This is a genomic window from Oligella ureolytica DSM 18253 (assembly GCF_000373745.1).
GTDB lineage: Bacteria > Pseudomonadota > Gammaproteobacteria > Burkholderiales > Burkholderiaceae_B > Oligella > Oligella ureolytica.
The window spans coordinates 1-26115 of sequence record NZ_KB892307.1 but is presented as its reverse complement, the minus strand read 5'-3'; the positions used below and the strand labels follow the sequence as shown (position 1 = coordinate 26115).

Here is a 26115-nt window from a genome sequence, read left to right as displayed (position 1 = left end):
ATCAGTAAAACACTCTTAGAATGGGCAGCTAAGCGGCATATCACGTTGATTCACACTCAGCCCGGCAATCCACAACAAAACGCCTATGTCGAGCGCTATAATCGGACAGTACGTTATGACTGGTTGATACAGAATCTCTTCGACAGTCTAGAAGAAGTTCAGCACGGAGCGACGGCTTGGCTCTGGACTTATAATAACGAACGCCCCAACATGGCATTAGGTGGCATCACACCGAGGCAAAAATTACATCAACATAAATTAAATCATTCTACTGCCAACTGCTGTTAAAAATGGGGGGGTTACCTAACGTCATCTACATAAGCAAGGACACACAAAGACCCCTTTCAGGTGTTTTTTGACCTTGAAATAGGTGGCCTATTGCCCCCCCTTTACCCCCCCAGTTCCAGCCTTTTTATGTCATAAAAAGGCTGGTCGAGAGTGAGCACGATTTCCTTAACCCTGTCAGGAGAGAGCAATGAAAAAAAATCAGTACAAACGTCTTACCTTCGTGGTATTTTTTCCTTTGTTAATACTGGGTTTGGTTCTTTATTCATATGAAGTTCTGGCTCCTAATAATTATCTTTTTAAATGCTCGACGGGAAGTGGAACGTGTTGGGTGAGTTGGGCTTCAAGTTCAGATAAGTCAAGAATACGTTCATCTTTTGCTTTAACTCTTGGTTATGAAGCTGTAGTTGTGGATGGCCTTGCGACGAAAATAATTGCTTTAGAGACTGTTATTGGCGAGAGAGAAGAGGGTTTTGTAGGAAGGCCTATTTTTCCGTCAGAGAGTGGTATTGAAAAGATGTTTGTGGTTCCCGCTTATGTGTCTCCTTACTCTTATGAGGGGGTTAAGCTGTGTTCAATATCTCCTTTTAGAGATGATTTCACGGTATGGACTTATAGGTGTTCAAGGGAGAGTTCTGATGTTTTTTTTAAGTTTAAAAATAGCATAAAAATCTAGTTATCCGCATAAAAACTGGACTTATCACACTTTATCAAGGTCAAAACCACTCAATTTACTACTAATTTACTACTTATGAATGAGCTTTGATACGACGATTTATCCTTGAAAAGTGAAGATATAAAGATACTTCCAATAAAATTTGAATATTTAATAGGTAGACACTTCAAAAAATGAGGTGTCTATTTTTTTACCCGATTTTGAAAGGAAGTGAACTTATGAAAACAAAAAATCAAGAATCAAAAGGTCGTTCCCCACTCTTTAAGACCATCAAACATTCATTCAGCCAATAAAAAAGAAAGGATAGGTAAAAATATGGAACTTAAATTTGTGATTCCCAACATGGAAAAAACATTCGGCAATTTAGAATTTGCTGGCGAGGATAAAGTCGTTCAGCGAAGAATCAACGGACGGCTAACTGTCTTATCAAGAAGCTATAATCTCTATTCTGATGTTCAAAGAGCAGATGATATTGTGGTGGTGCTTCCTGCTGAAGCTGGCGAAAAACATTTCGGCTTTGAGGAACGTGTGAAGTTAGTCAATCCACGTATTACCGCAGAGGGCTACAAAATCGGCACTCGTGGTTTTACAAATTACCTTTTACATGCTGACGACATGATAAAAGAATAAAGAAAGAGAGGAAAAATGATGAGATTAGCAAATGGCATTGTATTAGATAAAGACACGACTTTTGGAGAATTGAAATTCTCTGCTCTACGTCGTGAAGTGAGAATCCAAAATGAAGACGGGTCGGTTTCAGATGAAATCAAGGAACGTACCTATGACTTAAAATCCAAAGGACAAGGACGCATGATTCAAGTAAGTATTCCTGCCAGCGTGCCTTTGAAAGAGTTTGATTATAACGCACGGGTGGAACTTATCAATCCCATTGCGGACACCGTTGCTACTGCCACCTATCAAGGAGCAGATGTTGACTGGTATATCAAGGCAGACGATATTGTGCTGACAAAGGATTCTAGTTCATTCAAAGCTCAACCACAAGCAAAGAAAGAACCGACACAAGACAAATAGTCGCTAGGTAGAAAGGAGACTTTTTCGCATGAAACAGCGTGGTAAAAGGATTCGCCCATCTGGTAAAGATTTAGTCTTTCATTTTACGATAGCGTCACTCCTGCCTGTTTTCCTGCTGGTTGTCGGACTGTTTCATGTGAAGACAATCCAGCAGATCAACTGGCAGGATTTTAACCTATCACAAGCAGATAAGATTGACATTCCCTATTTAATTATCAGTTTCAGTGTCGCAATTCTTATCTGCTTGCTGGTAGCGTTTGTATTCAAACGGGTTCGCTATGATACGGTTAAACAACTTTACCACCGTCAAAAACTGGCAAAGATGATACTTGAAAACAAGTGGTATGAATCTGAACAGGTCAAAACAGAGGGTTTCTTTAAAGATAGTGCTGGTCGTACAAAGGAAAAGATAACCTACTTCCCTAAAATGTATTATCGACTTAAAAATGGCTTGATACAGATACGGGTGGAAATCACGCTGGGAAAATATCAAGACCAACTCTTACACTTGGAAAAGAAATTAGAGAGTGGCTTGTACTGTGAGCTGACGGATAAAGAGTTAAAGGATTCCTATGTGGAATATACTTTGCTCTATGACACCATAGCCAGTCGTATTTCTATTGATGAAGTAGAAGCTAAAGATGGTAAACTTCGCTTAATGAAAAACGTATGGTGGGAATATGATAAGCTCCCTCATATGTTGATTGCTGGTGGTACAGGTGGCGGTAAAACTTACTTTATACTGACACTGATTGAAGCCTTGCTTCATACAGATTCAAAACTGTATATTCTTGACCCGAAAAATGCTGATCTTGCGGACTTAGGTTCTGTGATGGCAAATGTCTACTATAGAAAAGAAGACTTGCTTTCTTGCATTGAAACATTCTATGAAGAAATGATGAAACGTAGTGAGGAAATGAAGCAGATGAAGAACTATAAGACTGGCAAAAATTATGCTTACTTAGGTCTCCCGGCACACTTCTTAATCTTTGATGAATACGTCGCTTTCATGGAAATGCTGGGAACAAAAGAAAACACCGCAGTTATGAATAAGCTGAAACAGATTGTCATGTTAGGTCGTCAAGCTGGCTTCTTTCTAATACTGGCTTGTCAACGTCCAGACGCAAAATATTTAGGCGACGGAATCCGTGATCAGTTTAATTTCAGAGTGGCTTTAGGTCGTATGTCTGAAATGGGCTATGGCATGATGTTTGGCAGTGACGTACAAAAGGATTTCTTCTTAAAGCGAATCAAAGGTCGTGGCTATGTTGATGTAGGAACAAGTGTCATATCAGAGTTTTATACTCCCCTTGTACCAAAAGGATATGATTTCTTGGAGGAAATTAAAAAGTTATCCAACAGCAGACAGTCCACGCAGGCGACGTGCGAAGCGGAAGTCGCAGGTGTGGACTGATCTTGCTGGCTGGTGTGGCAATAGCCACGCCAGCACTTAACCCCCCGTATCTAACAGGGGGGTACAAATCGACAGGAAACAGTCAAAAAAACATTAGAAAATCCTTTGGTTACAAGGGATTTACAAAATTTCAGCGTATGTCAAATGGGCTTTAAAAGTTGACATACGCCTTTTTGATTGGAGGGATTTTTACTGAATGAACAAACTTGGTTACAGCATTTAAAAGAAAAACGCTTGGCTTATGGACTATCTCAAAACCGTTTAGCTGTTGCGACTGGTATTACAAGGCAGTATCTAAGCGATATTGAAACAGGAAAAGTCAAGCCATCAGAGGATTTACAGCAGTCCCTTTGGGAAGCTCTGGAACGCTTCAATCCCGACGCTCCCCTTGAAATGCTGTTTGATTATGTAAGAATTCGCTTTCCGACAACAGACGTACAGCAGGTGGTCGAAAACATCTTACAACTGAAACTGTCCTATTTTCTTCATGAGGACTATGGTTTCTATTCTTATTCAGAGCATTATGCTTTAGGCGACATATTCGTCCTTTGCTCCCATGAACTGGACAAAGGAGTTCTGGTGGAATTGAAAGGTCGTGGGTGCAGACAATTTGAAAGCTATCTTCTGGCACAACAAAGAAGCTGGTATGAGTTCTTTATGGACGTTTTGGTGGCTGGCGGTGTGATGAAACGCCTTGACCTTGCCATTAACGATAAGACAGGGATTTTAAATATCCCTGTACTCACTGAAAAGTGCCAACAGGAAGAATGTATCTCCGTCTTCCGCAGTTTTAAAAGCTATCGCAGTGGCGAACTGGTACGCAAAGAGGAAAAGGAATGTATGGGAAACACCCTCTATATCGGTTCATTACAAAGTGAAGTTTATTTCTGTATCTATGAAAAGGACTACGAGCAGTACAAGAAAAATGATATTCCCATTGAAGACGCAGAAGTAAAAAACCGTTTTGAGATTCGATTGAAAAATGAGCGTGCCTATTATGCAGTCCGTGATTTACTCGTCTATGACAATCCAGAGCATACCGCCTTTAAAATTATCAATCGGTATATCCGTTTTGTAGATAAAGACGATTCCAAACCTCGTTCTGATTGGAAACTGAATGAAGAATGGGCTTGGTTTATTGGGAACAATCGTGAACGATTAAAACTAACCACAAAACCAGAGCCTTACTCCTTCCAAAGGACGCTGAACTGGCTATCTCATCAAGTTGCCCCGACCTTAAAGGTTGCGATTAAACTTGATGAAATCAACCAGACGCAGGTTGTAAAAGACATTCTCGACCATGCGAAACTGACAGACCGACACAAGCAGATTTTGAAGCAACAGTCAGTAAAAGAACAGGACGTGATAACAACAAAAAAATAACTCAAATACAAATTCATTGAATATAGAGAGGAGAACATTTTTATGAATTTTGGACAAAACCTTTATAACTGGTTTCTATCAAACGCTCAATCACTGGTGCTTTTAGCAATCGTTGTGATTGGCTTGTATCTTGGCTTCAAGCGTGAGTTTAGCAAACTGATTGGCTTTTTAATTATTGCGATTATTGCGGTTGGCTTAGTCTTCAACGCTGCTGGAGTAAAAGACATTTTACTAGAGCTATTCAATCGCATTATTGGTGCTTAAATAAAACCGTTCTTTTGTGGAATATAAGTGGTTTTCTTATGTTCCGCAAAGGAATGGTACACCAAACGAAGTGCGGTAGGGATTTTTGAATCTCTACAAAGAAAGGACGTGAATATATGGACGATATGCAAGTCTATATTGCGAATTTAGGCAAATACAATGAGGGCGAATTGGTCGGTGCGTGGTTTACCTTTCCCATTGACTTTGAGGAAGTCAAAGAGAAAATCGGCTTGAATGATGAATATGAGGAATACGCCATTCATGACTACGAGTTACCCTTTACGGTTGACGAATACACTTCCATTGGCGAACTCAATCGACTATGGGAAATGGTATCGGAATTACCCGAAGAATTACAATCGGAGCTATCTGCTCTGCTCACTCATTTTTCAAGCATTGAAGAACTAAGCGAACATCAAGAGGATATTATCATTCATTCCGATTGTGATGATATGTATGACGTGGCACGCTACTACATTGAAGAAACGGGTGCTTTAGGCGAAGTACCAGCTAGTCTTCAAAACTATATTGATTATCAAGCCTATGGTCGGGATTTAGACCTTTCAGGAACGTTTATCTCAACCAATCATGGGATTTTTGAAATCGTCTATTAAATCTGTCGGTACATTACTACTGGCAGATTTTCTATTTTACGGGGTGGCTCAATCAGCTACCCCTATTTTTTATGAAAGGATTGATTACATGAAGAAAATACGAAGCTATACCAGTATCTGGTCTGTGGAAAAGGTACTGTATTCTATCAATGATTTTAGACTTCCGTTTCCCATAACCTTTACGCAAATGACATGGTTTGTCGTGTCACTCTTTGCAGTGATGATACTTGGCAACTTGCCCCCTCTTTCCATGATAGAGGGAGCATTTCTCAAATACTTTGGGATTCCTGTGGCTTTCACATGGTTTATGTCTACAAAAACTTTTGATGGTAAAAAGCCTTATGGATTTTTGAAGTCTGTCATTGCTTATGCACTGCGACCAAAGCTGACCTATGCAGGAAAAAAAGTAACGCTTGGCAGAAACCAGCCACAAGAAGCCATTACAGCAGTTAGGAGTGAATTTTATGGCATATCCAATTAAATACATTGAAAACAATCTCGTCTGGAATAAAGACGGGGAATGTTATGCTTACTATGAGCTTGTTCCTTACAATTACTCATTTCTAAGTCCAGAACAGAAAATACAAGTGCATGATTCTTTCAGACAGCTTATCGCACAAAATCGTGATGGCAAAATTCATGCTTTACAAATCAGTACAGAATCCAGCATACGTTCTGCACAAGAGCGTTCCAAAAATGAAGTCACTGGCAAGCTCAAAGCGGTTGCCTATGACAAAATCGACCAACAGACAGACGCTTTAATATCCATGATTGGCGAAAATCAAGTGAACTACCGTTTCTTTATCGGCTTTAAGTTGCTTCTCAACGATCAGGAGTTTTCTATGAAAAGTCTTACCGTTGAAGCAAAAAATGCTTTGTCTGATTTTGTCTATGATGTGAACCATAAGCTGATGGGCGATTTTGTTAGTATGAGTAATGATGAAATCCTGCGTTTTCAGAAGATGGAAAAGCTCTTAGAAAATAAAATCTCTCGTCGTTTCAAAATCCGCAGGTTAGATAAGGACGACTTCGGCTATCTGATTGAACACCTTTACGGACAGACAGGCACTGCCTATGAAGAGTATGAGTACCATCTATCAAAGAAAAAGCTGGATAATGAAACGCTGATTAAATACTATGACTTGATTAAGCCTACTCGCTGTTTGGTGGAAGAAAAACAGCGATATTTGAAAATCCAGCAGGAAGATGAAACCGTCTATGTAGCTTACTTTACCATTAACAGCATTGTCGGAGAACTGGACTTCCCGTCCTCTGAAATCTTCTACTACCAGCAACAGCAATTTACATTCCCGATTGATACGTCAATGAATGTGGAAATTGTAGCGAATCGTAAAGCCCTATCTACTGTCCGCAATAAAAAGAAAGAACTGAAAGACTTGGATAACCACGCTTGGCAAAGTGATAATGAAACCAGCTCCAATGTGGCGGAAGCTCTGGAAAGTGTGAATGAGCTGGAAACCAATTTAGACCAAAGCAAGGAATCTATGTACAAGCTGTCTTATGTGGTAAGGGTATCAGCAAATGATCTTGACGAACTCAAACGTCGTTGTAATGAAGTGAAAGATTTTTATGACGATTTAAGCGTAAAACTGGTACGACCATTTGGGGATATGCTCGGCTTACATGAAGAATTTTTACCTGCCAGCAAGCGTTATATGAATGATTATATTCAATACGTGACCTCTGATTTCCTCGCTGGTTTAGGTTTTGGTGCTACTCAAATGCTGGGGGAAAATGAGGGGATTTATGTTGGCTACAGCTTAGATACTGGACGCAATGTCTATCTGAAACCTGCTCTTGCCAGTCAAGGGGTTAAGGGTTCAGTAACCAATGCGTTAGCGTCGGCTTTTGTTGGTTCGCTGGGTGGTGGTAAATCCTTTGCGAATAACCTTATCGTCTATTATGCGGTGCTTTATGGGGCACAAGCAGTGATTGTAGACCCAAAAGCAGAACGTGGCAGATGGAAAGAAACCTTGCCAGAGATTTCCCATGAAATCAATATCGTCACTCTGACTTCTGATGAGAAAAACAAAGGCTTACTTGACCCTTATGTGATTATGAAAAATCCCAAAGATTCTGAATCACTGGCTATTGATATTCTGACATTCCTTACGGGGATTTCCTCTCGTGATGGGGAACGCTTCCCAATCCTTAGAAAAGCCATTCGTGCAGTAACCAATAGTGAAGTACGAGGGTTGATGAAAGTGATTGAGGAATTACGGGTTGAGAATACGCCACTAAGTACCAGTATAGCCGACCATATCGAAAGTTTTACAGACTATGACTTTGCACATTTATTATTCAGTAATGGTTATGTGGAGCAGTCTATCAGCTTAGAAAAACAACTGAACATTATACAGGTTGCGGACTTGGTACTTCCCGACAAGGAAACTTCCTTTGAGGAATATACCACTATGGAGCTTTTATCCGTTGCTATGCTGATTGTCATTAGTACCTTTGCTTTAGACTTTATCCATACAGACCGAAGCATTTTCAAGATTGTAGATTTAGACGAAGCATGGAGCTTTTTACAGGTAGCACAAGGAAAAACACTATCTATGAAGCTGGTTCGGGCTGGTCGTGCTATGAACGCTGGGGTATATTTCGTGACCCAAAATACAGACGACCTCTTAGATGAAAAACTGAAAAATAACCTCGGCTTAAAATTTGCATTTCGTTCCACTGACCTTAACGAGATTAAAAAGACCTTAGCCTTTTTTGGTGTAGACCCAGAGGACGAAAACAATCAGAAGCGATTGCGTGATTTGGAAAACGGGCAATGCCTTATCAGTGATTTATATGGTCGTGTCGGTGTGATACAGTTCCACCCTGTATTTGAAGAACTGCTCCATGCCTTTGATACCAGACCACCTGTGCGAAAAGAGGTGTAAATGTGAAACCATCAATAGTAAACAGAATAAAATCAAACTGGACGCTGAAACGTCTAGGTAAAGTGGCAATGACAGTGGCTTTCACACTTGTGATTGCCATTTTTCTTTTAGCCATGCTGGGAACGGTGGTTCAAGCTGCGGGCTTGGTAGATGATACGGTCAATGTGGCAAATGAATACAGCCGATACCCACTTGAAAACTATCAACTGGATTTTTATGTGGATAATAGCTGGGGCTGGCTTCCGTGGAACTGGTCGGACGGGATTGGAAAACAGGTCATGTATGGACTATATGCCATTACCAATTTTATTTGGACAATCAGTTTGTATGTTTCCAATGCGACAGGTTACTTAGTACAGGAAGCCTATTCCTTAGACTTCATTTCCGCTACAGCAGATTCCATTGGTAAGAATATGCAGACCTTAGCTGGTGTGAGTGCAAACGGATTTTCAACAGAGGGTTTCTATGTTGGATTCCTCTTACTCTTGATTTTGGTTCTTGGGGTTTATGTTGCCTATACGGGACTGATAAAGAGAGAAACCACAAAGGCAATTCATGCCATTATGAATTTTGTGCTGGTGTTTATCCTATCGGCTTCCTTTATTGCCTACGCTCCCGACTACATTAAAAAAATCAATGACTTTTCATCAGACATCAGTAATGCCAGTTTATCACTTGGCACGAAGATTGTCATGCCCCATTCCGATAGTCAAGGCAAGGACAGCGTGGACTTAATCAGAGATAGCCTGTTTTCCATACAGGTTCAGCAACCGTGGCTACTGCTTCAATACAACAGTTCAGACATTGAAAGTATCGGTATTGACCGTGTGGAAAGCCTGCTCTCCACCAGCCCAGATTCCAACAATGGCGAAGACAGAGAAAAAATTGTTGCGGAAGAAATTGAAGACAGAAGCAATACCAATCTAACCATTACAAAGACCATTAACCGTTTAGGTACAGTCTTCTTCCTATTTGTCTTCAATATTGGGATTTCCATATTTGTATTCCTATTAACAGGAATCATGATTTTCTCGCAGGTACTTTTTATCATCTATGCTATGTTTCTGCCTGTGAGCTTTATTTTAAGCATGATTCCATCATTTGATGGTATGTCAAAACGAGCCATAACAAAGCTCTTTAATACCATTTTGACACGAGCTGGAATCACATTGATTATTACGACAGCATTTAGTATTTCAACCATGCTCTATACCTTATCGGCTGGTTATCCGTTCTTTTTGATTGCTTTTCTACAGATTGTGACCTTTGCAGGAATCTACTTCAAGCTGGGCGATTTAATGAGTATGTTTTCTCTACAGAGTAACGATTCTCAAAGTGTGGGAAGTCGTGTGATGAGAAAACCTCGTATGCTTATGCACGCTCACATGCACCGTCTACAGCGGAAACTTGGACGTTCCATGACTACTCTAGGGGCTGGGTCTGCCATTGTTACAGGTAAAAAAGGACAGTCGGGTTCGGGGAGTTCTGCAAGGACACAAGCAGATCACTCCCGACCAGACGGAAAGGAAAAATCAACACTTGGAAAACGTATCGGTCAAACCATCGGTACAGTAGCTGATACCAAAGACAGAATGGTAGACACTGCTAGTGGTTTGAAAGAACAGGTTAAAGATTTGCCGACCAATGCAAGATATGCAGTATATCAAGGAAAATCCAAAGTAAAAGAGAATGTCCGTGATTTAACCAGTAGTATTTCTCAAACCAAAGCGGACAGAGCCAGTGGACGCAAGGAACAGCAGGAACAAAGGCGAAAAACCATTGCGAAGCGTCGCTCTGAAATGGAACAGGTCAAACAGAAAAAACAGCCTGCTTCTTCTGTTCATGAAAGACCGACTACAAGACAAGAACAATATCATGATGAACAGACCTCAAAACAGTCTAATATTCAGACTTCATATAAGGAATCTCAACAAGCCAAACAAGAGCGTCCAGCAGTTAAGTCCGATTTTTCAAGTCCAAAAGTGGAACGCCAAGGCAATACCGTTCAAGAAAAAACCGTTCAAAAGCCAGCAACTTCAACCACTACAGCAGATAGAACTTCACAACGTCCAATCACAAAAGAACGTCCGTCTACTGTTCAAAGAGTACCACTACAAAATACAAGAAGTAGACCACCAATCAAAACCGCCACCATTAAGAAAGTCGGTAAGAAACCATGAAGTTGAAAACTTTAGTGATTGGTGGTTCTGGATTATTCTTGATGGTCTTCTCACTGCTTCTGTTTGTTGCCATTTTATTTTCAGATGAACAGGACAGCGGAATTTCCAATATTCATTATGGAGGTGTGAATGTTTCCGCAGAAGTGCTGGCTCATAAGCCTATGGTAGAAAAATATGCCAAAGAATATGGCGTTGAAGAATATGTCAACATACTTCTTGCGATTATACAGGTGGAATCGGGCGGTACTGCGGAAGATGTTATGCAGTCCTCGGAATCCCTCGGTCTTCCACCTAATTCATTGAGTACAGAAGAATCCATTAAGCAAGGTGTGAAGTATTTCAGTGAATTATTAGCCAGTAGCGAAAGGCTCAGTGTAGATTTAGAATCGGTTATCCAGTCCTACAATTATGGTGGTGGTTTCTTAGGGTATGTGGCTAATCGTGGAAATAAATATACCTTTGAACTGGCTCAAAGTTTCTCAAAAGAGTATTCAGGTGGCGAAAAAGTGTCTTACCCCAATCCCATAGCCATACCTATCAATGGGGGCTGGCGATACAACTATGGCAATATGTTTTATGTGCAACTGGTAACGCAGTATCTTGTCACAACAGAGTTTGATGATGATACGGTACAAGCCATCATGGACGAAGCACTGAAATATGAGGGCTGGCGATACGTTTACGGTGGAGCTTCCCCGACTACTTCTTTTGATTGTAGCGGACTGACACAATGGACGTATGGAAAAGCTGGAATTAACTTACCACGAACCGCACAACAGCAATATGATGTGACCCAGCATATCCCACTATCGGAAGCACAAGCTGGCGATTTGGTTTTCTTTCATTCTACCTATAACGCTGGCTCTTATATTACTCATGTTGGGATATACCTTGGCAATAACCGTATGTTTCATGCAGGCGACCCAATCGGTTATGCCGACTTAACAAGCCCCTACTGGCAACAGCATTTAGTGGGAGCAGGACGAATCAAACAATGAGAAAGGAAGATTTAATGATGAAATTTAGAAAAAATCAGAATAAAGAAAAACAGATACCAAAGGAAAAGAAACCTCGTGTCTATAAGGTCAATCCTCATAAAAAGGTTGTGATTGCCTTGTGGGTACTTTTAGGGCTTAGTTTCAGCTTTGCGATATTCAAGCACTTTACAGCTATAGATACTCATACTATTCACGAAACAACTATCATAGAAAAGGAATACGTTGATACTCATCATGTAGAAAATTTTGTAGAGAACTTTGCGAAAGTCTACTATTCATGGGAGCAATCCGATAAGTCCATTGATAATCGAATGGAAAGTCTAAAAGGCTATCTGACAGATGAACTTCAAGCTCTCAATGTTGATACAGTACGCAAAGATATTCCTGTATCGTCTTCTGTAAGAGGATTTCAGATATGGACGGTAGAGCCAACTGGCGACAATGAGTTTAATGTAACCTACAGTGTAGACCAGCTCATTACAGAGGGAGAAAATACAAAGACCGTCCACTCTGCTTATATAGTGAGTGTCTATGTAGATGGTTCTGGAAATATGGTACTGGTTAAGAATCCGACCATTACCAACATACCTAAGAAATCAAGTTATAAACCAAAAGCCATTGAAAGTGAGGGGACGGTTGATTCCATTACAACCAATGAAATCAATGAGTTTTTAACGACGTTCTTCAAGCTCTATCCTACAGCGACAGCCAGTGAACTTTCCTACTATGTGAATGACGGGATATTAAAACCAATCGGAAAAGAGTACATCTTTCAAGAACTGGTAAATCCTATTCACAATCGTAAGGATAATCAAGTCACGGTATCGCTGACAGTGGAGTATATCGACCAGCAGACCAAAGCAACGCAGGTATCTCAATTTGATTTGGTACTTGAAAAGAACGGGAGTAATTGGAAGATTATAGAATAACAAATATTGGTACATTATTACAGCTATTTTGTAATCACGTACTCTCTTTGATAAAAAATTGGAGATTCCTTTACAAATATGCTCTTACGTGCTATTATTTAAGTATCTATTTAAAAGGAGTTAATAAATATGCGGCAAGGTATTCTTAAATAAACTGTCAATTTGATAGTGGGAACAAATAATTGGATGTCCTTTTTTAGGAGGGCTTAGTTTTTTGTACCCAGTTTAAGAATACCTTTATCATGTGATTCTAAAGTATCCGGAGAATATCTGTATGTTTTGTATGCCTATGGTTATGCATAAAAATCCCAGTGATAAGAGTATTTATCACTGGGATTTTTATGCCCTTTTGGGCTTTTGAATGGAGGAAAATCACATGAAAATTATTAATATTGGAGTTTTAGCTCATGTTGATGCGGGAAAAACTACCTTAACAGAAAGCTTATTATATAACAGTGGAGCGATTACAGAATTAGGAAGCGTGGACAGAGGTACAACGAAAACGGATAATACGCTTTTAGAACGTCAGAGAGGAATTACAATTCAGACGGCGATAACCTCTTTTCAGTGGAAAAATACTAAGGTGAACATCATAGACACGCCAGGACATATGGATTTTTTAGCAGAAGTATATCGTTCATTATCAGTATTAGATGGGGCAATTCTACTGATTTCTGCAAAAGATGGCGTACAAGCACAAACTCGTATATTGTTTCATGCACTTAGGAAAATAGGTATTCCCACAATCTTTTTTATCAATAAGATTGACCAAAATGGAATTGATTTATCAACGGTTTATCAGGATATTAAAGAGAAATTTTCTGCGGAAATTGTAATCAAACAGAAGGTAGAACTGCATCCTAATATGCGTGTAATGAACTTTACCGAATCTGAACAATGGGATATGGTAATAGAAGGAAATGATTACCTTTTGGAGAAATATACGTCTGGGAAATTATTGGAAGCATTAGAACTCGAACAAGAGGAAAGCATAAGATTTCATAATTGTTCCCTGTTCCCTGTTTATCACGGAAGTGCAAAAAACAATATAGGGATTGATAACCTTATAGAAGTGATTACGAATAAATTTTATTCATCAACACATCGAGGTCAGTCTGAACTTTGCGGAAAAGTTTTCAAAATTGAGTATTCGGAAAAAAGACAGCGTCTTGCATATATACGTCTTTATAGTGGCGTACTGCATTTGCGAGATTCGGTTAGAATATCGGAAAAGGAAAAAATAAAAATTACAGAAATGTATACTTCAATAAATGGTGAATTATGTAAAATCGATAAGGCTTATTCCGGGGAAATTGTTATTTTGCAGAATGAGTTTTTGAAGTTAAATAGTGTTCTTGGAGATACAAAGCTATTGCCACAGAGAGAGAGAATTGAAAATCCCCTCCCTCTGCTGCAAACGACTGTTGAACCGAGCAAACCTCAACAAAGGGAAATGTTACTTGATGCACTTTTAGAAATCTCCGACAGTGACCCGCTTCTGCGATATTATGTGGATTCTGCGACACATGAAATCATACTTTCTTTCTTAGGGAAAGTACAAATGGAAGTGACTTGTGCTCTGCTGCAAGAAAAGTATCATGTGGAGATAGAAATAAAAGAGCCTACAGTCATTTATATGGAAAGACCGTTAAAAAAAGCAGAGTATACCATTCACATCGAAGTTCCACCGAATCCTTTCTGGGCTTCCATTGGTCTATCTGTAGCACAGCTTCCATTAGGGAGCGGAGTACAGTATGAGAGCTCGGTTTCTCTTGGATACTTAAATCAATCGTTTCAAAATGCAGTTATGGAGGGGATACGCTATGGCTGTGAACAAGGATTGTATGGTTGGAATGTGACGGACTGTAAAATCTGTTTTAAGTATGGCTTATACTATAGCCCTGTTAGTACCCCAGCAGATTTTCGGATGCTTGCTCCTATTGTATTGGAACAAGTCTTAAAAAAAGCTGGAACAGAATTGTTAGAGCCATATCTTAGTTTTAAAATTTATGCGCCACAGGAATATCTTTCACGAGCATACAACGATGCTCCTAAATATTGTGCGAACATCGTAGACACTCAATTGAAAAATAATGAGGTCATTCTTAGTGGAGAAATCCCTGCTCGGTGTATTCAAGAATATCGTAGTGATTTAACTTTCTTTACAAATGGACGTAGTGTTTGTTTAACAGAGTTAAAAGGGTACCATGTTACTACCGGTGAACCTGTTTGCCAGCCCCGTCGTCCAAATAGTCGGATAGATAAAGTACGATATATGTTCAATAAAATAACTTAGTGTATTTTATGTTGTTATATAAATATGGTTTCTTGTTAAATAAGATGAAATATTTTTTAATAAAGATTTGAATTAAAGTGTAAAGGAGGAGATAGTTATTATAAACTACAAGTGGATATTGTGTCCTGTATGTGGAAATAAAACACGATTAAAGATAAGGGAAGATACTGAATTAAAAAAATTCCCCCTCTATTGTCCGAAATGCAGACAAGAAAATTTAATTGAAATAAAGCAGTTCAAAGTAACTGTGATTACAGAGCCAGACGCAAAGACGCAGAGCCGATAAAATGAGATTAATACAATCTCATTTTATCGGCTCTTTCCGTTATGTATGGATTCTTTTAATTAGTCTTCGATGTTTCTTGCTTCGTTGATACCGCTGGCTAAAGATTCCATTAAGGATAGTTCTTTGTCTGTAAAGCTATCCATGTATTTCTCTATCTGTAATCGTCGGGTGCTTTTTACCAAGTTATTAGCAGGTAAGAAAAATTCATCAACGGAAACATGAAGTAACGATACAAGGTCATAAAGAACTTGTATGCTGGGGTGTTGCCCTTTATTTTCAATATTAGTTAAGTACCGTGGGTCAATTTCAATCAATGCTCCCACTTGTTCACGAGTTAAACCTCGTTTCAATCGAGCTTCTTTAATGGCTAAACCAAAGGCTCTAAAATCATATTTATCTTCTTTTTTACGCATAGTAGACCACCTCTATACATTTTATTGTTCCTACTGAATTAAAAACAGGTATAGAAAAACGTGTTATATGGTTTATAGGTTTATATTTAATAAAAAGCACTACTAAACGCCAATAAAAAAAACCGTTATATGGTAGTGCTATTTACGCTGTTAAAATATTGTATATTACTTCCAAATGGCGGTTTGTTGGAGGTCAACGTCGCCATGAAGTACATCATATACAATAAATTTCCTTACATTGGGTTCTTGTCAAAAAAAGTCGTCTATCTGCAATAGATAAGTACGTCCACCAATGTGGTTTTATAAATCATATAGATAGAATAACAGAAGCATGTAAACAGAGAAATAAATCTGTTTATATGCTTTTTTGGCTATTCAGAACTTTTTTACAAAGTTTATTTATCAGTAATGCAACAAATCCCCCTTTCACATTGGGACTAAGAGTGAAAGGAGATAAACGAGCAAGGCTCACTTCCTTTCCTAGACAGAAAGGGGGTGAGAAACATGAAACCATCTTCTTTTCAGACCACAATAGAAAATCAGTTTGACTATATCTGTAAACGTGCTATGGAAGACGAGCGAAAGAATTATATGCTTTATCTTTCAAGGATTGCAAAGCGTGAGGTGTCCTTTTCGGATGTTGGCGATTATCTTGTTAGCCAGTTTGCGACAACAGATAACTATTCAACTGACTTTCAGATTTTTACACTCAATGGGTTATCAGTAGGCGTTGAAAATGATTTGTTGAGTGAAGCATTACGTGAGTTGCCAGACAAGAAACGTGAAATTCTACTGCTGTTTTACTTTATGGACATGAGCGATTCAGAAATTGCAGACCTGTTGAAATTGAACCGTTCTACTGTCTATCGGCATAGAACCAGTGGACTAGCCTTAATTAAAAAGTTTATGGAGGAATTTGAAGAATGAAAACACAATATCCTATGATTCCCTTTCCTCTCATTGTAAAGGCAACAGATGGCGATACCGAAGCGATTAACCAGATTCTACATCATTACAGAGGGTACATAACGAAGCGTTCCCTACGACTTATGAAAGATGAATATGGCAATCAAAGTATGGTCGTTGATGAAGTCTTACGTGGAAGAATGGAAACCAGACTGATTACAAAGATTTTGTCATTTGAAATTAAGTAATATCCTCTCTCCTTTCGTGGAAGCGTGCTAAACCATTCCACGCTTCCCGAACAGGGAGGTTTGTTATTCCACCAAAGCATATTGAGCTTTCAATGTGTTTTGATAGGCTAACGAGCCATTGTTCTTTGAAAACTGAATAAAAGTAATCGAATACGTTTCGATAAGAAAAGAGCCAACGGAACTAACCGCCATGACCTATCTTATAAAGATAGCGAGCGATTCATGTTAGTGATCCGAGAAGCAATCTTTAGCAGGATTGCCTGCAACGACATTCTTATCGTGATAATGATACTCCCATACAGTCAATAGTCCGAGCGTGATAAAACCGTCGCAGGCAATGAGTATGGCTACATGAGAACCATGCAGGGGTGGAACTCCCGTGAGCTTTGCTAAAGCTGTTCGATTGCTGGTAAAACAACTTTTATGAAATCCAAATAAGTGATTTGGAAAGGAGGATTTTATGAAGCAGACTGACATTCCTATTTGGGAACGTTATACCCTAACCATTGAAGAAGCGTCAAAATATTTTCGTATTGGCGAAAACAAGCTACGACGCTTGGCAGAGGAAAATAAAAATGCAAATTGGCTGATTATGAATGGCAATCGTATTCAGATTAAACGAAAACAATTTGAAAAAATTATAGATACATTGGACGCAATCTAGCGTCGCCAAAGGGTCTTGTATATGATAAAATAGTATTAAGTCGTATCAAGGCTCTTTCCATAAAGGAAAGGAGCAAATGCCATGTCAGAAAAAAGACGTGACAATAAAGGTCGAATCTTAAAGACTGGAGAGAGCCAACGAAAAGACGGAAGATACTTATACAAATATATAGATTCATTTGGAGAACCGCAATTTGTTTACTCGTGGAAACTTGTGGCTACAGACCGAGTACCAGCAGGAAAGCGTGATTGTATCTCACTTAGAGAGAAAATCGCAGAGTTACAGAAAGACATTCATGATGGTATTGATGTTGTAGGAAAGAAAATGACACTCTGCCAGCTTTACGCAAAACAGAACGCTCAAAGACCAAAGGTTAGAAAAAACACTGAAACTGGACGCAAATATCTTATGGATATTTTGAAGAAAGACAAGTTAGGTGTAAGAAGTATTGACAGTATTAAGCCATCAGACGCTAAAGAATGGGCTATTAGAATGAGTGAAAATGGTTATGCTTATCAAACCATCAATAACTACAAACGTTCTTTAAAGGCTTCATTCTATATTGCTATACAAGATGATTGTGTTCGGAAGAATCCATTTGACTTTCAACTGAAAGCAGTTCTTGATGATGATACTGTCCCTAAGACCGTACTAACAGAAGAACAGGAAGAAAAACTGTTAGCCTTTGCAAAAGCTGATAAAACCTACAGCAAAAATTATGATGAAATTCTGATACTCTTAAAAACAGGTCTTCGTATTTCAGAGTTTGGTGGTTTGACACTTCCAGATTTAGATTTTGAGAATCGTCTTGTCAATATAGACCATCAGCTATTGAGAGATACTGAAATTGGGTACTACATTGAAACACCAAAGACCAAAAGTGGCGAACGTCAAGTTCCTATGGTTGAAGAAGCCTATCAAGCATTTAAGCGAGTGTTAGCGAATCGAAAGAATGATAAGCGTGTTGAGATTGATGGATATAGTGATTTCCTCTTTCTTAATAGAAAGAACTATCCAAAAGTGGCAAGTGATTACAACGGCATGATGAAAGGTCTTGTTAAGAAATACAATAAGTATAACGAGGATAAATTGCCACACATCACTCCACATAGTTTGCGACATACATTCTGTACCAACTATGCAAATGCAGGAATGAATCCAAAGGCATTACAGTACATTATGGGACATGCTAATATAGCCATGACGCTGAACTATTACGCACATGCAACATTCGATTCTGCAATGGCAGAAATGAAACGCTTGAATAAAGAGAAGCAACAGGAGCGTCTTGTTGCTTAGTAGTACAAATGAATTTACTACTTATTTACCACTTCTGACAGCTAAGACATGAGGAAATATGCAAAGAAACGTGAAGTATCTTCCTACAGTAAAAATACTCGAAAGCACATAGAATAAGGCTTTACGAGCATTTAAGAAAATATAAAAAGATAATTAGAAATTTATACTTTGTTTTTTTGAAAAATAAGGAGGAAGAAAGACTATTTGGGCAAATGTTTCTCTCTTTAGTAGAACAAAAAGAGTTGGCTAAAAGATTACACAAACTTACTTATGTGATCATTTTGGTGCCGTTAATGGCTTATTTTCTTTTGTCTTTAATGGGATGGATTTTGTTCCGGTTATTTAGCTATGTGAAAGGTAATGAGCATTGATAGGTGTTTATATGACAGTTGGAAAACGAGATAAATCCATCAAGATACGGGTCACTGATGAGGAATTGGCTAAGTTAAATGCCAACGAGGTTAAGGCAACCGCTAAATCAATTGCTAAGTATTGCTGGAGAAATGGTAATCCTCCCACAAAACCATAGCAATTAGAAGTAGAATTTCTTATAAAGGAAATTCAACGAAACGATCACGATATACCGACAGCCAAGTCATGGCGATTCTTAAATAAGCCGAAGCCGGTACGCCTGTGACTGAGCTATGCCGAGAATATGGTATGAGCAGCGTCACTTTCTACAAGTGGCGTGCTAAATACGGAGGCATGGATGCCTCCATGACGTCTCACCTTAAAGAACTTGAAGCAGAGAATCAGCGTCTTCTGAGCGAGTCACGAGGGTGTTGGATCAAATCATCGAATGGCGAGGCAAGCCTGCGTGCCTACGGTGTGAAACGCAGTTCGGCGAAGCCACAATGGACCGGAATACATCAGTAAAACACGCCTAGCGTGGGCAGCTAAGCAGCATATCACACTGATTCATACTCAGCCCGGTAATCCACCACAAAACGCCTATGTCGAGCGCTATAATCGGACGGTACGTTATGACTGGTTAACTCAGCATCTTTTTGATAGTCTAGAAGAAATTCAGCACGGAGCGACGGCTTGGCTCTGAACTTTATCATAACGAACGCCCTAATATGGCTTTAGATGGCTTCACGCCGAGGCGGAAAATGTGGCTTTGCCGGAAAGTAGCAGCTTTTGCTTAAGCAGCAAAATCGAGATCGATGAAACCGGCTTTGGCTATACCTTATCGTTATTAAGTGGTCGCTATAAGATGATTATCTTATATTGGCTCAGTGAATATAAAGCGGTTATGCGATTTAACGAGTTGCGTCGTCAGATTGGTAATATCTCTTATAAAACACTGAGTAATACGTTAAAAGAGCTGCAGGCAGATGGGCTTGTCCTTCGTTAGGAGTACCCACAGATACCGCCAAAGGTCGAGTATTCACTGATCGAACGGGGACGATCACTATTGCCTATTGTTGATGCCATGTGCCATTGGGTAATGCCAAAGGTTGATGGTATTTGTAGTAATACCGCTTTTAAGCGATGATGTGATGAGTCGATAAAAGCTCTGCATCAAACCACATGTGAGGTTTCTCTCGCTAACTCTACAAATGCCTGTAAATAATCTACCTTACCATCGGCTTCGCGTGAGCCGAGGTAGATCTGTTTTGGAATTCCCTGGGGCCCCAACTTGACCGGTACGATGGGCAGTTTTTCTGCATATTCTTCCACTAACCAACGGGGTAGCGCGGCAACTCCTCGACCGCTGGCAACCATTTGCAGCATAATGTCTGTTGTTTCAATATTTTTATGTCGCTTGGGGGTAATGCCGGCAGGCAATAGGAACTGGTTATAAATATCCAAACGCTCTAAATCCACCGGATAGCTAATCAATACTTCGCTGGTCATTTGATGGGCTTCGATGTATTCACTCATTGCCAAGTGATGATCTTTGGCAACCACAAGCACTTGCTCATAATCAAAGACTGCTTCAAAGTTTAACCCCGGTTTATAGACTGGATCGGGGGTGACAAGTAGATCAATTTCATAATCTAACAGAGCGCCCAGACCACCAAATTGAAATCGTTGCTTGACGTCGACATCGACATCGGGCCAAGCGCTTAAATAGGGCGAAACAACTTTTAATAACCATTGGTAGCAGGGGTGACACTCCATGCCAATGCGCAGAGAGCCACGTTCACCGAGGGCAAATTGCTGTAAACGCTCCTCAGCTAATTCTAAGTGAGGCAATACCCTATTGGCGACAGCTAATAGATATTGTCCCGATTGAGTCAGCTCTAATTTTCGTCCTTCACGACGCCAAATGTCGGTGCCCAGCTGTTGTTCCAGTTTTTTCATGCTGTGGCTGAGTGCGGACTGAGTGACATGCAATACATCGGCTGCCGCGGTCAAGGAACCTTGCTTTTCTACTTGCTGCACAATGGCGAGATGGATACGTTCTAACATTTTATATGAGAAATATTCATTATTTGTTGAGAAAAGACCATTTTACTTCATGTATGGTGCTGTCTACAATACTATTCATTGTCAATCAGATAAATTTTTACAAAGAGTGAGTAGTATATGACCATAATCCATAACCTCGGTTTTCCGCGAATTGGCGCAAAGCGTGAATTGAAGTTCGCCTTAGAATCTTATTGGAAGGGCGAGTCATCACGTGATGACTTAATCGACTTAGGTGCACAGTTACGTCAGCGCCATTGGGCAAATCAATCCGAACTGGATTTAGTGCCGGTGGGTGATTTCTCTTTTTATGACCAAGTACTTGATACTAGTTTTTTGTTGGGTAATTTGCCGGAACGTGTACAAGGATTTCATGGTGATAAGCTTGATAACTATTTCCGAATCGCTCGCGGCCGTTCAGCAGAAACTGCCGAAGATCATCGTGCTTGTTGCGGTGGTGTGGCTGCAGGTGAAATGACCAAGTGGTTTGATACTAACTATCACTATATTGTGCCGGAGTTGACAGCTGATACAGCATTCCACTTAGATGCTTCAAACTTATTAGAGCAATTAGCTGAAGCCAAAGCGCAAGGCGTTAAGGCTAAGCCGGTGATTATTGGACCGGTTACCTACTTAGCGATCGCTAAAGCCAAAGATGAGTCAAACAAACTCGCTTTATTGGATCGTTTATTACCAGTTTATGCTGAGCTATTAGTTGCCTTAGCTAATGAGGGTGTCGAGTGGGTACAGATTGATGAGCCGATCTTAGTTACTGAGTTAGATGATGATTGGCAAGCTGCGTTTGCTATAGCGTATGAGGCATTCAAAGATACTGGTGTGAAATTATTAGTAGCGACGTATTTTGGTCAGTTGCAAGAAAATGCCGCAATAGTAGAAAAACTACCGGTGGCCGGCATACATGTAGATGCGATTAATGATCGTGAGGGTGTAGAGTCATTGGTGCAAATACTAGATGCTGAAAAGGTGTTATCGGTCGGCATCATTAATGGTCGTAATGTCTGGAAGGCAGATTTAACAGCTGTGTTGGATTGGCTCGAACCCATCGCTAAAAAGCTCGGTGATAAATTGTGGATAGCGCCATCTTGCTCTTTACTACACGTACCGGTGGATCTTGAAAGTGAAGACAATCTGGACCCTGAGGTTAAGTCATGGCTTGCTTTTGCTTTACAAAAACTTGAAGAATTACAGGTGTTAGGTAAAGCGCTTCGTGAAGGTCGTAACGCGGTAAAAGATGCGCTTGCAGAAAACAAAGCGGCATTAACTGCTCGCCGCAATTCCCCCCGTGTACATAACCCCACTGTTAAAGCTGCCGTTGGAGCGGTTACACCGGCCTTGGGTAAACGGCAGAGCACATATGATAAGCGATCTGTTAAGCAAAAAGCAGCGTTGCAATTGCCGTTATATCCGACGACTACGATTGGTTCATTCCCGCAGACTGCTGATATTCGTCGCGTCCGCAGTGAGTATAAAGCAGGTCGTTTAGATGAGGCGGCTTATATTGCGGCGATGCGCGCTGAAATTGCTCGTAGTGTTGAGGAGCAAGAGAAGTTAGGCTTAGATGTCTTTGTGCACGGTGAAGCTGAGCGTAATGACATGGTTGAATATTTTGGTGAGCAGCTTGATGGCTATGTCTTTACTCAATTTGCTTGGGTCCAGTCTTATGGGTCAAGATGCGTAAAACCACCGATTTTATTTGGTGATATTAGCCGCCCACAAGCCATGACGGTTGAATGGACTCGTTATGCACAGTCCTTAACAGACAAACCGATGAAAGGGATGTTGACCGGCCCGGTGACAATTCTTAACTGGTCATTCGTACGTGACGATCAGCCACGCTCGGTGACTTGTCAACAGTTAGCATTAGCGATTCGTGAGGAAGTACTGGATTTAGAAAAAGCCGGTGTACATGTGATTCAGATTGATGAAGCGGCATTGCGTGAAGGCTTGCCGTTACGTAAGTCACAGTGGCAAGATTACTTGGACTGGGCGATTGGCAGCTTCCGTATTACTGCCAATGGTGTCGGCGATCAAACACAAATTCATACGCACATGTGCTACTCGGAGTTTAATGACATCATCGCTTCAATTGCCGAGATGGATGCGGATGTCATCACGATTGAGACGAGTCGCTCGGACATGGAATTACTCGATGCCTTTGAGGACTTCCATTATCCTAACGAAATCGGTCCCGGAGTGTACGATATTCATTCGCCCAATATCCCGACGGTAGAGCATATGGTTGGGTTGATGAATAAAGCGGCTAAACGTATTCCGGCGGAGCGATTATGGGTTAATCCTGATTGCGGTCTAAAAACCCGTCAGTGGTCAGAAGTGATTCCGGCACTGACTAATGTAGTTGAAGCTGCGAAGATCTTGCGTACAGGTAATTGATTAAAAATGGGGGTGATGACAGTGTTATCGTCCCTTATTTTCAACTCGCCAGTTTAATATAACATATGAGAAAAATTCATACACTGGTGAGAAAATACCATTTTACTTCATCTTTTGCATTTCCTACAATAGACATATTCCCTGGCTATTTCATTTCTGAAGCAGTTAAAAGAGACTGCTTTTCAGCTTCTTGGGAAAGGGGTAATGATGAAATAATGCTCACGATGAGCTTATCAATAACAATTAAATTCAGGGCATTAGGAAGCCAGTGACAATGACTAACAAGTTTGCATTAACGATAAAAACAATCAGTTTTGACGAGAACTATACACCTTCTGAGGATACTCGTTTAACCACCAATTTCGCCAACCTAGCCAGAGGCGAAAGCCGTCAGCAGAATCTGCGCAACACCATTCGTATGATCAATAACCGTTTTAACAGCTTAGCGGACTGGGATAATCCTCAGGGTGACCGTTACTCTGTCGAACTCGATATTGTGTCAGTGGATATTGATGTTGAGGATAATGGCGATGATTTTCCGATTATTGAGGTACTTAATACCCACATTATCGATCACCATACTAATCAACGTATTCCCGGTATGGTGGGTAATAGCTTTTCTTCGTATGTGCGTGATTATGATTTTAGTGTTTTATTATTAGAGCACAATAAAGACCAAAAAGAATTTAGCCTACCGGAAGAGTATGGCGAATTGCACGGTAAGTTGTACAAGTATGTCGTGAACTCACCGCTTTTTAAAGCGCAGTTTAAAAAATCGCCGGTTATTTGCTTAAGTGTTTCCAGCACTAAAACATATTATCGTACCGGTAATGAGCATCCTATTTTGGGTATTGAGTATCAACAGGACGAGTATTCCTTAACCGATCAATACTTTGATAAGATGGGACTAAAGGTACGTTACTTTATGCCTAAAGGCAGTAAGGCTCCTTTTGCTTTTTATCATAGCGGGGATTTGTTAAATGACTATTCTACGCTGGAATTGATTAGTACCATCAGTACCATGGAGACCTTCCAAAAGATCTATCGTCCGGAAATTTACAATGCTAACTCACCGGCCGGTAAGTGCTATGAGCCACGTTTAAATCATGAGGATTACTCACTAACGCAAATTGAGTATGACCGTGTAGAGCGCAGCCAATTAGCTGTGGAGCAGGGCAAGTACACTGAAAAAGATTTTATTAAGCCATATAAGACGATTCTTGAGCAATGGGCTGCTTAATGCCAATAGTTAATGATTTAAAAAGAGTATTTCCAATGAAAAAAATATTACCAACGTCAACTGCCGGTAGTTTACCTAAACCTTCTTGGCTTGCAGAACCTGAAAAACTGTGGTCGCCGTGGCGATTAGAGGGTGAAGAATTACTTGAAGCAAAACGAGATGCCTTGCTTTTATCATTAAAAGAGCAAGAGGCGGCGGGTATTGATATTATCAGTGACGGTGAACAAACACGCCAACACTTTGTGACAACATTTATTGAGCATTTAAGTGGAGTGGATTTTGAGAAGCGGGAAACGGTTCGTATCCGTGATCGCTATGATGCGAGTGTGCCGACTGTATATGATGCGGTAGCGCGTACTAAACCGGTGTTTGTTGAGGACGCTAAGTTCCTTCGTCAACACACTGATCGAGTGATTAAATGGGCGTTGCCTGGCCCCATGACCATGATCGATACGCTCTATGATGCACATTATAAGAGTCGTGAAAAGTTGGCGTGGGAGTTTGCCAAAATCCTTAATGAAGAGGCCAAAGAATTAGAGGCAGCCGGTGTGGATATTATCCAATTCGATGAACCTGCCTTCAACGTGTTTTTTGATGATGTTAATGATTGGGGAGTGGCGACTTTAGAGCGAGCCATTGAAGGGCTTAAGTGCGAAACTGCTGTACATATTTGCTATGGCTACGGTATCAAAGCCAACACTGACTGGAAAAAGACCTTGGGTTCAGAATGGCGCCAATATGAAGAGTCATTCCCTAAGTTACAGCAATCAAAACTCGACATTATTTCACTTGAGTGCCAAAACTCGCATGTACCCATGGTTCTCATTGAATTAATTCGAGGTAAAAAAGTCATGGTGGGTGCGATTGATGTGGCCACTAATCAAATTGAAACGCCGGAAGAAGTAGCTGCAACACTCAAAAAGGCCTTGCAGTTTGTCGATGCCGATAAGTTGCTTCCCAGCACCAATTGCGGCATGGCGCCATTGCCACGTGAAGTAGCTAAAGGCAAGCTCTATGCTCTGAGTGCCGGTACGGAGATAGTTAGAAAGGAGCTGGCAGGCTAGCCAGTATCACCGAGTTGGTTAGCAGTTTTGTAATGGCCTCAGGTTTTTACCAAAATGCGCGGAAAGCCTCTTCGTTTAGGGAGAGGGTGAATAGCGCGGACGGCAACGCCGTCCTTTGAATCTATGGTGGCGTTTGCTGTTGCTTGATATACTGTCGAATGATTTCAATCGGCGCGCCGCCACAG

The 26115-nt window shown here is 40.3% G+C and carries 26 protein-coding genes and 4 pseudogenes; 27 read left to right on the top strand and 3 right to left on the bottom strand.

All coding sequences use genetic code 11. The features are described from left to right. The 16 genes from B092_RS15115 to B092_RS15100 all read left to right on the top strand — a co-directional run. A partial coding sequence (locus B092_RS15115) for an integrase core domain-containing protein (protein ID WP_018574725.1) occupies nt 1-288 on the top strand: 288 nt, incomplete at its 5' end. A gap of 187 nt (nt 289-475) precedes the next feature. Beyond that, complete coding sequence (locus B092_RS0108010; RefSeq protein ID WP_018574724.1) at nt 476-961, top strand: hypothetical protein; 486 nt, start codon at nt 476-478, stop codon at nt 959-961. A gap of 315 nt (nt 962-1276) precedes the next feature. Continuing rightward, nucleotides 1277-1591, top strand: coding sequence for a YdcP family protein (locus B092_RS0108005; RefSeq protein WP_000420682.1), 315 nt, complete (start codon nt 1277-1279; stop codon nt 1589-1591). A gap of 15 nt (nt 1592-1606) precedes the next feature. Then, the gene (locus B092_RS0108000) at nt 1607-1993 is read left to right on the top strand and encodes a YdcP family protein (RefSeq protein WP_000985015.1); all 387 of its coding nucleotides are present in this window, start codon (nt 1607-1609) and stop codon (nt 1991-1993) included. A gap of 28 nt (nt 1994-2021) precedes the next feature. Continuing rightward, entirely contained in the window at nt 2022-3407 is a 1386-nt protein-coding gene (locus tag B092_RS0107995) for an FtsK/SpoIIIE domain-containing protein (RefSeq protein ID WP_000813488.1), read from the top strand. 177 nt (nt 3408-3584) lie between these two features. After that, a complete protein-coding gene (gene mobT / locus B092_RS0107990) occupies nt 3585-4790 on the top strand; it encodes a MobT family relaxase (protein ID WP_000398284.1) in 1206 nt (401 codons plus the stop codon). 42 nt (nt 4791-4832) lie between these two features. Then, complete coding sequence (locus tag B092_RS0107985; protein WP_001009056.1) at nt 4833-5054, top strand: hypothetical protein; 222 nt, start codon at nt 4833-4835, stop codon at nt 5052-5054. 116 nt (nt 5055-5170) lie between these two features. Continuing rightward, a complete protein-coding gene (locus B092_RS0107980; protein ID WP_000342539.1) occupies nt 5171-5668 on the top strand; it encodes an antirestriction protein ArdA in 498 nt (165 codons plus the stop codon). Nucleotides 5669-5756: 88 nt separating this feature from the next. Then, entirely contained in the window at nt 5757-6149 is a 393-nt protein-coding gene (locus B092_RS0107975) for a conjugal transfer protein (protein WP_000723888.1), read from the top strand. Then, nucleotides 6133-8580 (top strand): conjugal transfer ATPase TcpF, encoded by a 2448-nt coding sequence (gene tcpF, locus B092_RS0107970; RefSeq protein WP_000331160.1) that lies wholly within the window; start codon nt 6133-6135, stop codon nt 8578-8580. Before B092_RS0107975 ends, tcpF begins: the two co-directional genes overlap by 17 nt. A 2-nt stretch (nt 8581-8582) precedes the next feature. After that, complete coding sequence (locus B092_RS0107965) at nt 8583-10760, top strand: CD3337/EF1877 family mobilome membrane protein (protein ID WP_000804748.1); 2178 nt, start codon at nt 8583-8585, stop codon at nt 10758-10760. Beyond that, nucleotides 10757-11758, top strand: coding sequence for a bifunctional lytic transglycosylase/C40 family peptidase (locus B092_RS0107960; RefSeq protein WP_000769868.1), 1002 nt, complete (start codon nt 10757-10759; stop codon nt 11756-11758). The genes B092_RS0107965 and B092_RS0107960 overlap by 4 nt, the downstream gene beginning before the upstream one ends. Further along, nucleotides 11755-12687 carry a conjugal transfer protein gene (locus B092_RS0107955; protein ID WP_001224318.1) on the top strand — a complete coding sequence of 311 codons (933 nt, stop codon included), beginning with the start codon at nt 11755-11757 and terminating at the stop codon, nt 12685-12687. Before B092_RS0107960 ends, B092_RS0107955 begins: the two co-directional genes overlap by 4 nt. A gap of 274 nt (nt 12688-12961) precedes the next feature. Continuing rightward, the gene (locus tag B092_RS15105; RefSeq protein WP_115148591.1) at nt 12962-13048 is read left to right on the top strand and encodes a tetracycline resistance determinant leader peptide; all 87 of its coding nucleotides are present in this window, start codon (nt 12962-12964) and stop codon (nt 13046-13048) included. Nucleotides 13049-13063: 15 nt separating this feature from the next. Beyond that, nucleotides 13064-14983, top strand: coding sequence for a tetracycline resistance ribosomal protection protein Tet(M) (gene tet(M), locus B092_RS0107950; RefSeq protein ID WP_018574723.1), 1920 nt, complete (start codon nt 13064-13066; stop codon nt 14981-14983). A 118-nt stretch (nt 14984-15101) separates the two neighbouring features. Further along, on the top strand, nt 15102-15269 hold the full coding sequence (locus B092_RS15100) for a cysteine-rich KTR domain-containing protein (RefSeq protein WP_000336323.1): 168 nt from the start codon (nt 15102-15104) through the stop codon (nt 15267-15269). 59 nt (nt 15270-15328) lie between these two features. Here B092_RS15100 and B092_RS0107945 read toward each other — a convergent pair whose 3' ends face one another. Then, nucleotides 15329-15682 (bottom strand): helix-turn-helix transcriptional regulator, encoded by a 354-nt coding sequence (locus B092_RS0107945; protein ID WP_001227347.1) that lies wholly within the window; start codon nt 15680-15682, stop codon nt 15329-15331. Between the two features lie 504 nt (nt 15683-16186). On the opposite strand from B092_RS0107945, the gene B092_RS0107940 reads away from it, so the two are divergent. The 8 genes and pseudogenes from B092_RS0107940 to B092_RS16040 all read left to right on the top strand — a co-directional run bounded on the left by B092_RS0107940 (nt 16187) and on the right by B092_RS16040 (nt 20297). Beyond that, nucleotides 16187-16609, top strand: coding sequence for a sigma-70 family RNA polymerase sigma factor (locus tag B092_RS0107940; protein WP_000804885.1), 423 nt, complete (start codon nt 16187-16189; stop codon nt 16607-16609). Further along, nucleotides 16606-16836, top strand: coding sequence for a helix-turn-helix domain-containing protein (locus B092_RS0107935; RefSeq protein ID WP_000857133.1), 231 nt, complete (start codon nt 16606-16608; stop codon nt 16834-16836). The genes B092_RS0107940 and B092_RS0107935 overlap by 4 nt, the downstream gene beginning before the upstream one ends. Nucleotides 16837-17296: 460 nt before the next feature. Next, nucleotides 17297-17500 carry an excisionase gene (locus tag B092_RS0107930; RefSeq protein ID WP_000814511.1) on the top strand — a complete coding sequence of 68 codons (204 nt, stop codon included), beginning with the start codon at nt 17297-17299 and terminating at the stop codon, nt 17498-17500. A gap of 81 nt (nt 17501-17581) precedes the next feature. Then, a complete protein-coding gene (locus B092_RS0107925) occupies nt 17582-18799 on the top strand; it encodes a tyrosine-type recombinase/integrase (protein WP_001291561.1) in 1218 nt (405 codons plus the stop codon). Between the two features lie 382 nt (nt 18800-19181). Next, a complete protein-coding gene (locus B092_RS15390) occupies nt 19182-19328 on the top strand; it encodes a primase C-terminal domain-containing protein (RefSeq protein ID WP_018574721.1) in 147 nt (48 codons plus the stop codon). Nucleotides 19329-19396: 68 nt separating this feature from the next. Further along, nucleotides 19397-19561 (top strand): annotated as a pseudogene (locus B092_RS16170) (transposase); the annotation flags it as partial. After that, nucleotides 19552-19947: pseudogene (locus tag B092_RS15090) on the top strand (integrase core domain-containing protein); the annotation flags it as partial. The pseudogenes B092_RS16170 and B092_RS15090, both read left to right, overlap by 10 nt. After that, nucleotides 19914-20297: pseudogene (locus B092_RS16040) on the top strand (winged helix-turn-helix transcriptional regulator). The pseudogenes B092_RS15090 and B092_RS16040, both read left to right, overlap by 34 nt. Before the next feature lie 26 nt (nt 20298-20323). On the opposite strand, the gene B092_RS0107905 reads toward B092_RS16040, so the two are convergent. Continuing rightward, nucleotides 20324-21217, bottom strand: a complete 894-nt coding sequence (locus tag B092_RS0107905) for a LysR family transcriptional regulator (RefSeq protein WP_018574719.1) — start codon at nt 21215-21217, stop codon at nt 20324-20326. A 117-nt stretch (nt 21218-21334) separates the two neighbouring features. Here B092_RS0107905 and metE point away from each other — a divergent pair, with 117 nt between their 5' ends. The 3 genes from metE to B092_RS0107890 all read left to right on the top strand — a co-directional run bounded on the left by metE (nt 21335) and on the right by B092_RS0107890 (nt 25930). After that, a complete protein-coding gene (gene metE / locus B092_RS0107900) occupies nt 21335-23626 on the top strand; it encodes a 5-methyltetrahydropteroyltriglutamate--homocysteine S-methyltransferase (protein ID WP_018574718.1) in 2292 nt (763 codons plus the stop codon). A gap of 274 nt (nt 23627-23900) precedes the next feature. Next, a complete protein-coding gene (locus B092_RS0107895; RefSeq protein WP_018574717.1) occupies nt 23901-24866 on the top strand; it encodes a DUF1852 domain-containing protein in 966 nt (321 codons plus the stop codon). A 35-nt stretch (nt 24867-24901) separates the two neighbouring features. Next, a complete protein-coding gene (locus B092_RS0107890; RefSeq protein ID WP_018574716.1) occupies nt 24902-25930 on the top strand; it encodes a methionine synthase in 1029 nt (342 codons plus the stop codon). A 121-nt stretch (nt 25931-26051) separates the two neighbouring features. Here the strand turns inward: B092_RS0107890 and B092_RS16120 are convergent. Next, nucleotides 26052-26115 (bottom strand): annotated as a pseudogene (locus tag B092_RS16120) (IS200/IS605 family transposase); the annotation flags it as partial.

What these genes read in the sequence shown, in the direction of transcription:
- B092_RS0107890 (WP_018574716.1), top strand. Translation starts at nt 24,902, where the DNA reads ATGAAAAAAATATTACCAACGTCAACTGCCGGTAGTTTACCTAAACCT.
- B092_RS0107940 (WP_000804885.1), top strand. Translation starts at nt 16,187, where the DNA reads ATGAAACCATCTTCTTTTCAGACCACAATAGAAAATCAGTTTGACTAT.
- tcpF (WP_000331160.1), top strand. Translation starts at nt 6,133, where the DNA reads ATGGCATATCCAATTAAATACATTGAAAACAATCTCGTCTGGAATAAA.
- B092_RS15390 (WP_018574721.1), top strand. Translation starts at nt 19,182, where the DNA reads ATGACAGTTGGAAAACGAGATAAATCCATCAAGATACGGGTCACTGAT.
- B092_RS0108000 (WP_000985015.1), top strand. Translation starts at nt 1,607, where the DNA reads ATGATGAGATTAGCAAATGGCATTGTATTAGATAAAGACACGACTTTT.
- B092_RS0108010 (WP_018574724.1), top strand. Translation starts at nt 476, where the DNA reads ATGAAAAAAAATCAGTACAAACGTCTTACCTTCGTGGTATTTTTTCCT.
- B092_RS0108005 (WP_000420682.1), top strand. Translation starts at nt 1,277, where the DNA reads ATGGAACTTAAATTTGTGATTCCCAACATGGAAAAAACATTCGGCAAT.
- B092_RS0107905 (WP_018574719.1), bottom strand. Translation starts at nt 21,217, where the DNA reads ATGTTAGAACGTATCCATCTCGCCATTGTGCAGCAAGTAGAAAAGCAA.
- B092_RS0107945 (WP_001227347.1), bottom strand. Translation starts at nt 15,682, where the DNA reads ATGCGTAAAAAAGAAGATAAATATGATTTTAGAGCCTTTGGTTTAGCC.
- B092_RS0107925 (WP_001291561.1), top strand. Translation starts at nt 17,582, where the DNA reads ATGTCAGAAAAAAGACGTGACAATAAAGGTCGAATCTTAAAGACTGGA.
- B092_RS0107930 (WP_000814511.1), top strand. Translation starts at nt 17,297, where the DNA reads ATGAAGCAGACTGACATTCCTATTTGGGAACGTTATACCCTAACCATT.
- B092_RS0107985 (WP_001009056.1), top strand. Translation starts at nt 4,833, where the DNA reads ATGAATTTTGGACAAAACCTTTATAACTGGTTTCTATCAAACGCTCAA.
- B092_RS0107955 (WP_001224318.1), top strand. Translation starts at nt 11,755, where the DNA reads ATGAGAAAGGAAGATTTAATGATGAAATTTAGAAAAAATCAGAATAAA.
- B092_RS0107995 (WP_000813488.1), top strand. Translation starts at nt 2,022, where the DNA reads ATGAAACAGCGTGGTAAAAGGATTCGCCCATCTGGTAAAGATTTAGTC.
- metE (WP_018574718.1), top strand. Translation starts at nt 21,335, where the DNA reads ATGACCATAATCCATAACCTCGGTTTTCCGCGAATTGGCGCAAAGCGT.
- B092_RS0107975 (WP_000723888.1), top strand. Translation starts at nt 5,757, where the DNA reads ATGAAGAAAATACGAAGCTATACCAGTATCTGGTCTGTGGAAAAGGTA.
- B092_RS0107935 (WP_000857133.1), top strand. Translation starts at nt 16,606, where the DNA reads ATGAAAACACAATATCCTATGATTCCCTTTCCTCTCATTGTAAAGGCA.
- B092_RS0107895 (WP_018574717.1), top strand. Translation starts at nt 23,901, where the DNA reads ATGACTAACAAGTTTGCATTAACGATAAAAACAATCAGTTTTGACGAG.
- B092_RS15105 (WP_115148591.1), top strand. Translation starts at nt 12,962, where the DNA reads ATGTTTTGTATGCCTATGGTTATGCATAAAAATCCCAGTGATAAGAGT.
- B092_RS0107960 (WP_000769868.1), top strand. Translation starts at nt 10,757, where the DNA reads ATGAAGTTGAAAACTTTAGTGATTGGTGGTTCTGGATTATTCTTGATG.
- B092_RS0107980 (WP_000342539.1), top strand. Translation starts at nt 5,171, where the DNA reads ATGGACGATATGCAAGTCTATATTGCGAATTTAGGCAAATACAATGAG.